The sequence below is a fragment of the Oculatella sp. FACHB-28 genome (genome assembly GCF_014696015.1).
GTDB lineage: Bacteria > Cyanobacteriota > Cyanobacteriia > Elainellales > Elainellaceae > JAAUTN01.
This window is the reverse complement of record NZ_JACJPJ010000096.1, coordinates 1-12,650: the sequence shown is the minus strand read 5'-3', so window position 1 is coordinate 12,650 and position 12,650 is coordinate 1. Positions and strand designations below refer to the sequence as shown.

The window sequence follows — 12,650 nt, the reverse complement described above, 5'->3', positions numbered from 1 at the left end:
AAAGACTCATCTCTCATCTGCGTAAATTGCAGAAGTTGCCATCGCGCATTCAGAAGTATTTTGAGCATCCATTTATTGCTTATGCTTCGAACAAGATGCAATCTCAATGATTGCCGGGTTAATATCTCTCGCTTCAGCACTGTTTCAATGACCCCTTCAAGGGATAAAGATATTAACCTTGACCATCTGCCGAAATCCCGTATCGATAAGCACGTCCATTTTTATAAGCCGTAAAGTTTGTTGAGCCATGAAACCGGACCGTGAATTGATCGGTAGCTGAACTGCCGCTCATTCTAATGGTCACGCTAATCGTGTCTTCAGATTCGACCTGCCAGGAGCCCTGCCACAGGTCACCAGCGCGAACTGTTCCATTTTGGGAAAACACCCACGGAACTTCATGGAAGTCGGAATTACGCCCATTCTCCGCAGTCTCAACTAGCCACGACGTGTTGCCAACCTGCAGAAAGGTATGGGTTCCACAGACAACACTACTATCTATTGTCATGACGCAAGTCGTGAATTCTTGAGCAACTGCTGTCATAGGAAGCCCCAAAAGCGTAGTACCCAGCACGCAACCGGTCATCCATTTGTTGAGTTTGGGTACGGGAAAGGAAATGAATGGTTTCATCGTGAAAATCCTCTGTTTTGAACGACTTAGATGAAGATGAGCAGGCTAAAGCCCCCAGAGACAACTCACTTGCTGAGGCTAGTTGAGATGCATGGGGAGTGGAAATGTTGACTTGTTGAAAGTCTTTGGCAGCGTTGTAGTGAGAGTGTTTTGCTTTGGTTTTCTCAGCTGTTTCTCATCACTCTTTTACTGTAGGCGGTGGTCTTGCCGGTGACGATGGCTAGAAGTTAGGGAAACTTATGGACTTGGTTAAGGGGTCTGAGTAGCACAGATGCTGTTGGCAAATGTGCTACAGGCAGGATTACGCAAATGCGACAGACTCTGAAATGGCGGCTGTTCTGTTGCTTATTAGGTTTGTAATATACCTGTAGAAGCAGTTGTAATACTTTCGCTAACCACATCAATAGAATTTGAGCGATCGCTCACATAAAAGCTTGAACAATCTTTGTGAGCTTAGATCACATTTGGTTCATGCAATTTTTAACGGAGATGAACCGATCGCCTAAGACGGTAACGAAGACAAATACCCGATCAACCGACATCATTAGAAGCAATCGGTAACCTGATTATAAAACTCGTCAAGTTAGCAGCACTCTCAACTTGGATAGTTGTAACCCGATAGAACTTATTGAAGATTCGAGGCAGATCTACTTCAGGGATTTCTACGCCAGAATTGCAAACCCTTAACTGCAAAGTACTATCACAAACCTCGGCTATCACTACAATTTTCTCTCCTGGTGGAGTGTACTTACAGGCGTTATTGAGCAATTCAGCCAAGATTCGCTTCAAGCTGGACTCATCGGATATCAAGTTAGGCAAATCAGCAGGAATATTGACAGACAAAGATTGCTTTTGGCTCTGAATACGAGTCTCAAATGATTTTGCTACATCAGGAACCCAATCTTGCAGACCAATTGCCGTCAATTGTAAAGCTTGTGTTCTAGCCTCTAGAGACTGCAAATCTAGTAGGGTATTGAGCAGATTCATCTCTTGAGTACACTGCTCCTGTAAAATCTTCAGGTATTGAGCAACTCGTTCGTCCTCCAAATGTAATCGACCCAACACAACATCTAACATTTGCGTTGCCATCTTGATATTGGTAATTGGCGTTCGTAGCTCATGAGAAACGGTACTGAGGAAATCATCTTTAAGCTCGTTAAGCGCCCGCTCACGTTGAGCTTGCTGTCGCAGTGTGGCTTCTGCTTGCTTGTAGACAGTGATGTCTCGATAGCTGATGACTTGCCCAACCACCTCTCCATTTAAGAGCTGCGGTTTGGAATAGCACTCCAGCACTCGTCCATCCTTAAATTCCAGTAGCTCATAGCCCTCTTTGTCGGAGTGCCCAGCCTCAGCTCCGAGAGTAAGCGCATCGGGCTTCTTCAGTTGTTTCTGTTGAAACTGGACTAGGGCCTTACCGTCCTGTGCCGCTATGACTGCTTCTGGAACGCCCCATTGCTCGATAAATTGGCAGTTAATATGCATAATTTTTCCCACCGGGTCAAGCACTAAAATGCCATCGGCGGTGGACTCTAGAGTTGTCTCCAGTAAGCTAAGAGAGCGTTGGCGAGCCTTCTCTAGCTGTTTTTGCTCTGTCACATCTAGAACAAGAGACAAAATCGAAATCAACTTGCCATCTTCATCCAGCAGTGCAGAGTTATACCACTCACAATGCACCACTTCTCCAGATTTCGTATAGTTGCGGTTGCAACAGATATTACGGCTCTGGGAACCACTTATTAGAGCCGTGATTACAGCCTCAACTTGCTGCAAATCTTGCTCATAATCAAATTTCCACTCCTGAAAATAGCGATGCAAAACCTCTGAAGCCTGCCATCCAAAGATCTCTTCTGCTCGAGCTGACCAATGTTGCACCTGTAGGTTTTCATTCCATTCCACAACGGCGAGAGGGGAATTCTCTACATGAAATGCGAGTTGTTGATGAACTCTTTGCAAATTGGCTTCAGTCTGCTTCTGCTCCGTAATATCGCGATCTACCCCGCTCATTCGCACAGGTTTCCCCAATTTGTCGTAAAAAACCTTGGCTTTAGCCGCAATCCAACGAATAGTTCCATCGGGATGAATAATCCGAAACTCCACTTCAAAGGTGCCCGTTTGGAACGCTTCCTCATCCTTTCGCTTAATGGTCTCCCGATCGTCGGGATGAACTCGATCAAAGAAGGACTCTAAGGTACTGTCGTAAGTGCCGGGTGCAAATCCATATAGTTCCTCAACTTTTTCTGACCACTTATTCTCCCCAGTCGGGATATCCAGTTCCCAGGCAGCCATATCAGCAGCAGCGAGGCAGTTTGTGATCCACCGCTCTTTTCCCTCCAGTGCTGCCTCTAGATCCTGCTCCTGCTGATGCAGCCTTTCGTTGCTTTGCTGAAGCTCTAGCTTAGCTTGGTGCAGTTGCTTCTCCAACGCCTCCTTTTGAGCTTGAAGCATGGCAATCTGCTCGGTCTCTGATTGACCCTCAGGAACAGAGGATTGGGGAGAAGACATAAGTCAATGTAATTCGCTAAGTTTGAGATTGCTTCTGCTCTGTGATATCACGATCTACACCACTCATCCGTATAGGATTCCCCAATTCATCATAAAAAACTTCGGCTTCAGCCGCGAGCCAACGAATAGCTCCATCCGGAAGAATAATCCGAAACTCCGCTTCAAAGTTACCCGTTTGAAAAGCTTCTTCATCCTTCCGCTTAATTATTTCTCGATCATCTGGATGAACTCGGTTGAAGAATGTTTCTAAAGTACTGTCGTAGGTGCCGGGCGCAAACCCGTATAATGCTTCAGTCTCCGCTGACCACTTGTTTTCACCAGTCACTATATTCAACTCCCAAACGGGCATTCCTGCTGAAGATTGGGAGGTAGAGGATTGAGATACAGCCATAGATGATATGCCGACCGCTCAGGATATTGGGACAGATCTAATCAGAGCTAAAAACCTTGTACTTTGTCTATAGTTCTATATACTTAATTTGTGTTGAAGGACATTGGGCAGTAGGGCATGAAGTTAACTAAATTTTGTGGATTCGCATCAAGGAAAATGGATTCATCTGTATTCTAAGCATGTGTCTGCTGGCTTGTTAGTTATTACTAAAAGTATTCGTTATGCTTCAGGTTTCAAGACGTCTGGTTCTGATTGCTTTGGCGGCTCTTCTCTGGGTTGTTGCTTGTTCACCCCAATCAACACCTCCCGATTCTGCCACTCAGCCGCTCAGAACGGGAACTGGCATCTATCCTGGTAATGCTGGACACTACGTTGCCGCAGACCAAGGCCTTTTCAATGAAGAGGGAGTGAACGTTGAAAACTTTGTCTTTCAGAACTTGGGGGATGGGATTACAGCCTTCCTTACAAACAAAGTAGACGTTCTTTGGGCGAGTAGCAGTGACGCAGTTCAAATGAGCAACGAGGATCCGTCAGTTAAAATCTTCTATTTAATCAGTTACTCAGATGGTGGAGATGGAATCTTAGGACGTAACATCAATCGTCCTGAGGACTTGAGAGGTAAAACGATTGCGAGAGAAGATTTACTATTCGTAAATGTGTTGCTGCGAGCTTATCTACAGCAGGGTGGACTAACCGAGAAGGATGTCGTGTTGAGAAATATGACCGCTGCAGATGCAGCAACGGCGTTTGCTTCAAAGCAGGTTGATGCAGCTGTGTCCTATGGGCCTTGGCTAGCCAACGCTGCTGAGGTCGGTGGAGGAGAAATTATATTCAGCAGCAAGGATACCAATTTGATTGCTGATGTTCTCATTACCCGCCAGACAGTGATTGAGCAACGAGCAGCAGACCTCCAAGCTTACCTACGAGCGATTGATCAAGGTGTTGAGCGAGTTAGGTCAGGAGATGAGGAAGCTCTCAGCTCTGTTGCAGATGCACTAGGAATCACTCTAGAGGAGAGCAAACAGCAACTTGATTGGGTCAGGTTCCTCAACATTGAAGAGAATAAGAGGGTCGCGTTTGAGCCAAACAATCCTGATAGCTTGGTCACGAATCTACAATTCACGGCTCAGGCTGCTTATGACCTCGACATTACTCCTCAACAGCTTGAGGCTAGTTTTTTGTACGATGACTCCGTCGTGAAGTCACTGTAACTTTTCGTGATAAAACTAACTTCAAATCACTAATACCCGCAAATAACCGTCCTTGCTTAAACTAGCGATTGTTGGAGGGGTATTGGAGCGATCGCCCCTATTTGCTTCCAGGACGATAGAGGCAAGGAAAACAGTTACTCACTTTATAGACTATGCTCAGGTCAAATGAGTTAGATTAAGTGGATTAGATCTATTACCACTCGCAACACTCAAAGCCTATTAACAGACCTATGAGATTACGCACTTTTCTCAATTTGGCGATCGCGGTAGGAACTTTTCACCTCGTAAACATCCAACTTGTTGCCGCTCAAACTATTTCTGTCCCTACATCCTCGACGGAACCCCCCGCTCAAACAAGCCCATCTACTCCTCTCAGGCAAGTTAATCCTGCCCAGCCTCAACCTGAGCTAGCTCCAAACTCTCAGCTAACGCCACCTTTAGAAGGAGAGATTGCACAATGTGCTAGTAATGAGTTTGCCTCCGTTTTCTCTGATGTGCCGCCTGAGCATTGGGCATTTGAAGCGGTTAACCGACTGGCTATTGGCGAATTCAGGTGTTTTCCTATCAGATGAGTAAATGAGATGTGAGGGAAGAGGCGATCGCAAACCAATAAGCTCGGCTGTTTGGGCGACTTCTAAACCCATGCTGTTGCGCGACAATCGCCTGATAGAACGGTTCTAACGAATTGTTCTCATTCGTAATTTGAATAGACTTACCTGCCCCCGTTTACAGTCAATCCGTACCTTGCTGCCAACTCACTTTAGAAGAGGATTGGCAGATGAAGACGATGAGCAGGGACAGAATCGCCGCAAAGAAACACCAAACCGAAACAAAGACTTGATGCAGAAACCAGTGAGAGGCGATCGCCGATAGCGCGATCGTTGCTCCAAATCTCTTAAGAGCGCGATTGGACGCAAGTGCAAAGGGAATGAGGATGATGAGCGCGTAGATAATCCGCTCAACTTCCTGAGAGAGCCAGGGATCAAAAATTAAGCGTGTATTGTACTCAATAGAATGATGGACAACCTGAACCGATAGCCAATCGGGTTGAAAAACCAGCGGAAGGTAAAGCAGCGCTCCATACATAAAACCAAGGACACTTAAACTCCAACCTACTGGCCGCACGATGGGATTAGCTTCAGAGAACGCTACCGACCCAGGTGCCCAGAAGAGCCAGAACCAATAGGCAAACCCTAAGAAGCCGAAAGCTCCCAGATTTACTTCAGCGGAAGAATTCGCTTCCACGCCCAGCCAGACCAATCCTTCAGAGGCTTGCTGAACCCCAAAAGCGATCGGAATAGACGCAAGTGGAAGATAACTGGAGTTTTGCCTATAAGCCAACCGCAACGCATAAAGACCTGCTGGGAGGAGCAGGGCACTGGCAGCAAAGCTAACAGAGGCAGAGAAACACATTACTCATACTCAGAAGTGTGTTACCTGGCAGGACGGCAACGCCAAGGATTTCTCGCCATCTCCATCTGATGGGACTGGACCTCCCCATACTAGACCACAGCGCCCTCTCACGCCGACTTGCTGGGTTATCTGTCCCACTTCGGTCATTGACTACAGTAACGTCTAGCGTCGGGTCACTTTTAGGAATCCCCCCAGAGAGGCGATCGCCAGCAACCCGAGCCAACTTGAAGGTTCAGGAACCGATTGAGAATCATCATTGGAATTGAATCGAATAATTTCTCCCTGACCTGCAGCAATTCCTCGGTTCGCTATAAAAATATCCCCGTCATCTCCAAATGTGAATGAAGTCGGGGCAAGTAACCCTTCTTGTAAAAGGGTTGTACGTGTTCCATCTGGGTTGAGGCGAATTAATGCACCTGTAAGATCACCAGACAATATGCTGTTAGTGGCATATTCCAAAACATACAAATTGCCATTGGAATCAAAATCCAAATCAATGATGTTGGTAAAGCCTTCGGCAAAAATCTCAGGAATACCATTAGCAACGCGATAGACCCGTGCACCATCTACTGGAAAGGGGAATCCGGTCAATTCACCGACATAGAGTGTGTCATCAGAACTGCTAGCCACTGCATTGGGTACAGACTGCATGGGAATATCAGAACCCCCAAATGGGTTAGTCACTAGATGACTATTAAAGACCGACGCTAGATCAACGTCCCCGTTATCAAGATCCACCTTTAGTAAAGCATTAGCACCCGCATCAGCAACGTAAGCGGCGTTGTTTTGAATAACAAAGCTGTAAGGGTTGGAATCTATTCCGCCTCCATCAGGATTTTCAGCTTGCTCAAATGCTGAAACGTCAGCGATCGCAGTCCAATCAGAGCCACCATTGAGGGTATTAATTTTCAGCAATTGTCCAAACTCTGGCACTCCCAAAGCACTCCGAACAGCCGGATCACTACCAAGCCCGATTAGAACATAAGGCTGCCCAGTTGCATCAAAAGCAACATCATGGGCACCTGTTGCCTCACTACCATCAGGTGCTGCTAATGATGGCAATCCAGTTACAACTCTGGTCACCGTGCCATCTTCAATGAGGGTAAGTGCACCTGTAGCACCATAACAAACTGATGCAGTTGGATTTGTTGGAGAAGGAATGCAGGGTCCTGTACCACCCCGACCTGCTTCAGTTACATAAAGAGAACCATTCGCTCCGATGGTTAATCCTCTAGGGTTATCTAAATTACTCGCAATTACTTCAAAGGTCGCAGCATGGGCTGTGTTTCCGAGACTAAGAGCGCCAATAGTTGCTCCTATTGCTGCAAAGGCTAGATGCTTCAACATAAATATCTCCAAAATGCGACTTTACAGTATGTTTTTGAACCCGCTTGCATTTGCTTCACTAAGCAAAATCACTGAGGAATGAGAGCGATCGCCCCTTCAGAACGAGGAATGAATTGTTGAAGAGCGTCTGTATACTCATATCAATAATTCTTTTTATCCACACAAATTTCATTAAAAGAACACCTACTTAAAGTTTTGATGAAGTATTACTTGACTGTGTAGTATTAAACCGACACTCATTGATCTTGCATTTTTCAAAATGTCTTAAAGCTAGGTTGTTTGCAGAGAGGTGACCAAGTTCGCTACGTTGGCAATAACCTGTAAAAGTCTTGGAATTGAGAAGGCAACACAATCCAACGCCGTTCTTGCGGTTTATTCACCACTCATATAGGATTCACGGAATTGCATAAGAAGGCATTTTAGCTCAGGCGATCGCACCTTTTTAACTGCCTGAGAAGGGCTCATCCATTGACGCTGTCGGCGCTTAGCTTCAGGGTAGGTTTCTAGCTCTTCCTCCACTCGCATTGAAAACACCTCGATCTGATAGGAATATCCCAGTTTTTGAGTAGAGTAGCGACCAATTGCCGGAGTTATAACAGTTCCGGTAACTCCTGCTTCTTCTAGCGCTTCTTTTGCCGCGGAGGACGATGATGTCATCCAAGGGGGAATCCAACCTTTAGGAATTACCCAATGTTTACCACTGGAAGTAGTAATAAGTAATACTTCTATCTTTCCCTGATTAATTCGATAGGGAATTACCCCCGATTGCCAAACTGCAGGCATATTTTTCGCGTATGTATTGCGTCAGTAGTAGAGGCGGTGTTTGGTGACAATAACCTTGGCTGGGTTGAAAAGCAACAACTTGACCCAGAGCGCGAGTGGCGGACGCGCCCCGACCCACTTGCCCAAGTCTGGGACAGTGAGCTAGCTAAAGCCGACGAATGATTCATGGCAAGTGGATGAAACGTACGGCAAAGTCAAGGGCGTGTGGAAGTATCTATATCGAAACTGTCAATCCTCAGGCGACTCGTAAACGCTCAATATCCTTCTTCGGTGGCGCACCAAACATGCGGGAATATTCGCGATTGAACTGAGAAGGGCTCTCATAACCCACCTGATACGCTGCATGGGTGGCATCTGCATCTTCAGCTATCATCAAACGACGGGCTTCTAATAGCCTCAACTGCTTTTGATATTGCAACGGACTCATTGAGGTCACTGCTTTAAAGTGACGATGGAACGATGCAGAAGACATCCTCGCTTGCTTTGCCAAATCATCCATGCTCAATGACTTTGTAAATTCAGCTTTGATCTGTCTAATCACTTCTGCAATGCGCTGCATATGGCTGCCGGAGGTCGCAATCTGCCAAACCGCTTCGCTCTGATCGCCCATTAAAAGACGGTAATAAATCTCACGAATCATCATTGGTGCCAAGAATGGAATATCTTCGGGCGTATCCAGAAGCCGTGTGAGTCGAGTGGCACACTCAATCAACGGAGCATTTGCATCGCTTACGAACAAGCCTCTCACTGAACTTTCTTTTTGATCTGAGCTGCGGTGGAGTTGATCGATAATATCCCAAAGCTGAGTCGCGTCCAAGCTTAGCTTAAAGCATAGATATGGCTGATTCGGTGTCGCTTCAACAATGTTTCCACTGAGCGGCAGATCGACCGTGACAACGATATATTGAGCCGCACCATAGTGATAGGTTTCCTTGCCCAGTAAGGTTTCCTTTTTACCTTGAAGAATAATGCAAAGCGTCGGTTCATACACAGCGCGGAGTACTGTAGGAGCCACAGATTCCCGCATCAATTCTAACTGGGCGATCGCCGTTGCATGGATACCGTTTCCCCTGTCGTGAGTGTGGCGGCCCACTAATTCCGCCAGTTCTTGACAAGCATCAATCGTCGTCTTGCGCTTTAGGAATTCATCTGCCATATCAGGTTCTTGTAAACACTTAGTGAGGGATTGTGAGACATTCCTCTGATCGTTTTGCTGTGCCTATTATAGAGGATTCTTTTGAGCATCATCTTTCTGCTTGAGAAAATTAGGCAAGAATCTGCAAAGTTTATGTATTCAGAACCCTTTGTCCGAAGCCTATGATGAATTCATGCCAGAAAGGTAATGAAAGGATAAGGCAATGAAGGAGAGCATGTCTACAACACAGGTGACACTCTTAATCCAAACGTGAGTGCGATGAGTCGAACTCCGTGATTGCTGCGGCTCTGTTCCAGCATTTCTATTGTTACTGAACGATTGATCACCATTGATAGCGGAGTTGACTGCGCCATCAAAACAGATGGTGAATGGCGGAGTGTGTTGGAGTGAATCAATTACTTACTGTTCATGACACAGCGCATGGATGAACAGAAGTATTCCTATGTCTCTAAACAATGAAAGGAAGTAACTAGTGACACAACAACATCAAGATACGGCTCAATACGAGCAGCATGAGCAAACTCATGTTCAAATCACATCTCCCCAAGAGAAGCAGCATGACTACAAAGAAGCGATCGAGATACTCGCCTCAACGATCCGAGGTGAACTGATCCTTCCGGGTAACCCTGCTTATGAAGCAGAACGAAAAGTCTGGAATGGTACTTATGATTGTTATCCTGCTGCGATCGTGCGCTGTGCCGATGCGGAAGATGTCAGAACTGCGGTTAACTTTGCCCGTGAGCAGGTAATGACGCTCTCCGTGAGGAGCGGTGGACATAGTGCAGCCGGACATGGCACCAATAATGGTGGACTGGTGATTGACCTCTCCAACCTGAAGACGATGACGATCGACCCCATACGTCACACAGCCCGGCTGGAACCCGGTCTCACTTGGGGTGAGGTCGCTGAAAAGCTCCAGCCTTATGGATTGGCGTTGACAGCAGGCGACGTTGCCTCTGTGGGGGTGGGCGGATTGCTGCTGGGTGGTGGCATTGGTTGGATGGTTCGCGCCTATGGTTTAACCATCGATCGCCTGCAAGCAGTAGAACTAGTCACGGCGGATGGACAACTGCTGCGTGCCAGTGCTGACGAACATCCCGAACTGTTCTGGGGATTGCGCGGTGGTGGTGGCAACTTTGGGATTGCAACAGCCTTCGAGGTAAACCTGCATCGGGGTGGAACTGTTCTGGGTGGTGCCGTCTTTTATGAGGTAACCGAGGCAGAGCGAATCTTGCGGGAGTATACCCGTCTAGCAGCGGCAGCACCAGATGAACTTTCCACTGAAGTTCTGCTCATGCCGGCACCTCCTGCCCCCTTCATTCCCCCTGACAAACAGGGAACCCCGGTTGTCGCGATTATGGTCTGCTACACCGGTGATATCAGCGAAGGTGAGCAGGTTGTAGCTCCCCTCCGTCAGCTTGATACCCCGATCGCCAATCTGATTGCGCCCATGCCCTATTCGGCCATGTTTGCGTTCACAGCGGCTGGTGAAATTCCTGGCTTTCAGCATCATTCGCGATCGCAATTCTTCGAGACGTTCTCAGACGAGATGATTCACTCATTAGTTGAGTCTGTTCAATCTGTTATATCTCCTGAAACGCTGGTCACCCTGCGTGTTCTGGGTGGCGCTATGAGTCGGGTCGCACCTGATGCAACAGCCTTTGCTCATCGCGATAAACAGGGCATGGTGTTAATCACTCATTTTGCACCACTATCGGCTGATGCTGCCAGTCTCGATACCTGCACCCAGCGAGTCTTTCGGGCACTCTTACCTTACGCTAACGGGGCTTATGTGGGCTTTCTGGCAGACGAGGGAGAGCGGATTCGTGATGTCTATCCGCCCGCTACCTATGCAAGACTCGTTGCACTCAAGAACCAGTATGACCCGACCAATCTGTTTCATCGGAATCAGAACATCCAACCCACCGTTGTCCCAATGACACTGGCGGAGCCAGTGAGTTCATAGCGTACCTCTACCCCTAAAACAATGAGTACTCAATTCAATCAAAGCAAAGTTGCGATCGTTGGACAGAGCGAGAACCTCGATTGGTTCAATACAATGCCTGGTGAGCAGATGGCTATCCGCGTCCATAGCAAAGATGTCAACGGAGCTTTCACAATTATTGAAGTGAATGTTCCAGCGTTCTCAGGTCCGCCACTTCACTATCACCAAGATCGGGAAGAGATCTTTGAAGTCCTTGAAGGCAGCTTTCGCTTTCACGTTGAGGGCGAAGAGTTTGAGGTCGGTCCCGGAACCTCGGTTGTGGTGCCCCGTAACACCGTGCATACATGGGTGAATCTTGGACCCGGAAGGGCTCGGATGCTCGGCACCTTCGTCCCTGGCGGGATCGACGAGTTCTTCCCTCAAATTGGTCAAACTCCACCCGAAGGTTGGATGGATCTTGCACGCCAGCATGACACTTGGATCGTTGGAGCGCCCCTGTCTGTTTAAGCTCCATCGCCCAACGCTGCCGCTGAACCTACACTGAATTACCGCAAAGACGCTAATTGCAATCGGTCTGTGTAGCAATCCTAAATAGGTTGTGAAAGTTATATTCCTTAGGGACGTGAATTTCACAACCTATTTTGTTCACAACTTATTTGCGTCAGCTATAGTACGGCTATCAGATCAAACATCGTAAATGGAACAGTTTCTCTTGACGACTATTTGTTCTCGACAGCTATACAACGGCAAGAATATAAAGCCACTGTTCGTTTAACGATGCTCCAGAGCAACCAGTCGCACTCCGAGAAGAATCAACACACTGCCTGTAACACGCTGCATTAATTGACTAAAGCGAGGTGTACCAGAGAGATTATCGCCAACGGTTCCAGCCAACAGTGCTACAAGTCCGTAGACGATCGCACACAGCAGAGTAAAGATTAAGCCTAGAACTAGCATTTGCAGTGGAACATGGTTTGCATGGGGAACTACAAATTGAGGCAAAAACGCAAGGAAAAACAGAATGCCTTTAGGATTAGTCACGCTCGTGATTAGTCCAGTCCAAAAGAGTTTGCCTTGTTTGCTTTGAGCCATTTGCACTGGCTGTTTTTGCGGTTTGCTCAACCACATTTGGATACCTATTAACCCGGCAACTTAAGAGGATGCAGCGGGAAGGGGCAATTCGTAGAATTGAAGTATGAATAAACCTGATGCCCGCTTACTTAATCCCACGACTCAAGATTATCTGCGACAACAAGCGATTCGGTTACGTCAGC

13 protein-coding genes and 1 pseudogene are annotated in these 12,650 nt (G+C 47.1%); 6 read left to right on the top strand and 8 right to left on the bottom strand.

From position 1 onward, the window contains the following. Positions 1-172: 172 nt before the first annotated feature. The 3 genes from H6F88_RS26870 to H6F88_RS26860 all read right to left on the bottom strand — a co-directional run bounded on the left by H6F88_RS26870 (position 173) and on the right by H6F88_RS26860 (position 3,521). On the bottom strand, positions 173-541 hold the full coding sequence (locus H6F88_RS26870; RefSeq protein ID WP_190645889.1) for a hypothetical protein: 369 nt from the start codon (positions 539-541) through the stop codon (positions 173-175). A gap of 618 nt (positions 542-1,159) precedes the next feature. Continuing rightward, on the bottom strand, positions 1,160-3,130 hold the full coding sequence (locus H6F88_RS26865) for a PAS domain S-box protein (RefSeq protein ID WP_190645888.1): 1,971 nt from the start codon (positions 3,128-3,130) through the stop codon (positions 1,160-1,162). Positions 3,131-3,146: 16 nt separating this feature from the next. Then, positions 3,147-3,521: a PAS domain-containing protein gene (locus H6F88_RS26860; RefSeq protein WP_190645887.1), complete on the bottom strand. Its 375-nt coding sequence runs from the start codon at positions 3,519-3,521 to the stop codon at positions 3,147-3,149. A 221-nt stretch (positions 3,522-3,742) separates the two neighbouring features. Here H6F88_RS26860 and H6F88_RS26855 point away from each other — a divergent pair, with 221 nt between their 5' ends. Beyond that, complete coding sequence (locus H6F88_RS26855) at positions 3,743-4,732, top strand: ABC transporter substrate-binding protein (RefSeq protein ID WP_190645886.1); 990 nt, start codon at positions 3,743-3,745, stop codon at positions 4,730-4,732. A gap of 230 nt (positions 4,733-4,962) precedes the next feature. Next, the gene (locus tag H6F88_RS26850) at positions 4,963-5,304 is read left to right on the top strand and encodes a hypothetical protein (RefSeq protein WP_190645885.1); all 342 of its coding nucleotides are present in this window, start codon (positions 4,963-4,965) and stop codon (positions 5,302-5,304) included. A 160-nt stretch (positions 5,305-5,464) separates the two neighbouring features. Here H6F88_RS26850 and H6F88_RS26845 read toward each other — a convergent pair whose 3' ends face one another. From H6F88_RS26845 to H6F88_RS26835, 3 genes are all read right to left on the bottom strand, one after another. After that, entirely contained in the window at positions 5,465-6,145 is a 681-nt protein-coding gene (locus H6F88_RS26845) for a DUF6629 family protein (protein WP_190645884.1), read from the bottom strand. 162 nt (positions 6,146-6,307) lie between these two features. After that, positions 6,308-7,492 (bottom strand): ScyD/ScyE family protein, encoded by a 1,185-nt coding sequence (locus H6F88_RS26840; protein WP_190645883.1) that lies wholly within the window; start codon positions 7,490-7,492, stop codon positions 6,308-6,310. Between the two features lie 372 nt (positions 7,493-7,864). Next, positions 7,865-8,275 (bottom strand): NUDIX hydrolase, encoded by a 411-nt coding sequence (locus H6F88_RS26835; protein ID WP_190645882.1) that lies wholly within the window; start codon positions 8,273-8,275, stop codon positions 7,865-7,867. A gap of 36 nt (positions 8,276-8,311) precedes the next feature. On the opposite strand from H6F88_RS26835, the gene H6F88_RS34190 reads away from it, so the two are divergent. Both H6F88_RS34190 and H6F88_RS26830 read left to right on the top strand, forming a co-directional pair. After that, entirely contained in the window at positions 8,312-8,437 is a 126-nt protein-coding gene (locus tag H6F88_RS34190; protein ID WP_277881867.1) for a hypothetical protein, read from the top strand. After that, positions 8,421-8,519, top strand: a pseudogene (locus tag H6F88_RS26830) (DDE-type integrase/transposase/recombinase); the annotation flags it as partial. The gene H6F88_RS34190 and the pseudogene H6F88_RS26830, both read left to right, overlap by 17 nt. Here the strand turns inward: H6F88_RS26830 and H6F88_RS26825 are convergent. Next, positions 8,511-9,431, bottom strand: a complete 921-nt coding sequence (locus H6F88_RS26825; RefSeq protein ID WP_190645881.1) for an AraC family transcriptional regulator — start codon at positions 9,429-9,431, stop codon at positions 8,511-8,513. The pseudogene H6F88_RS26830 and the gene H6F88_RS26825 overlap by 9 nt on opposite strands. Before the next feature lie 472 nt (positions 9,432-9,903). Between H6F88_RS26825 and H6F88_RS26820 the strand changes: the two genes are divergently transcribed. Beyond that, positions 9,904-11,397: an FAD-binding oxidoreductase gene (locus H6F88_RS26820; RefSeq protein ID WP_190645880.1), complete on the top strand. Its 1,494-nt coding sequence runs from the start codon at positions 9,904-9,906 to the stop codon at positions 11,395-11,397. A gap of 21 nt (positions 11,398-11,418) precedes the next feature. Continuing rightward, positions 11,419-11,883, top strand: a complete 465-nt coding sequence (locus H6F88_RS26815; RefSeq protein WP_190645879.1) for a cupin domain-containing protein — start codon at positions 11,419-11,421, stop codon at positions 11,881-11,883. A gap of 264 nt (positions 11,884-12,147) precedes the next feature. Here the strand turns inward: H6F88_RS26815 and H6F88_RS26810 are convergent, their stop codons facing one another. Beyond that, a complete protein-coding gene (locus tag H6F88_RS26810) occupies positions 12,148-12,504 on the bottom strand; it encodes a LysE family translocator (protein ID WP_190645878.1) in 357 nt (118 codons plus the stop codon). Positions 12,505-12,650 lie beyond the last annotated feature (146 nt).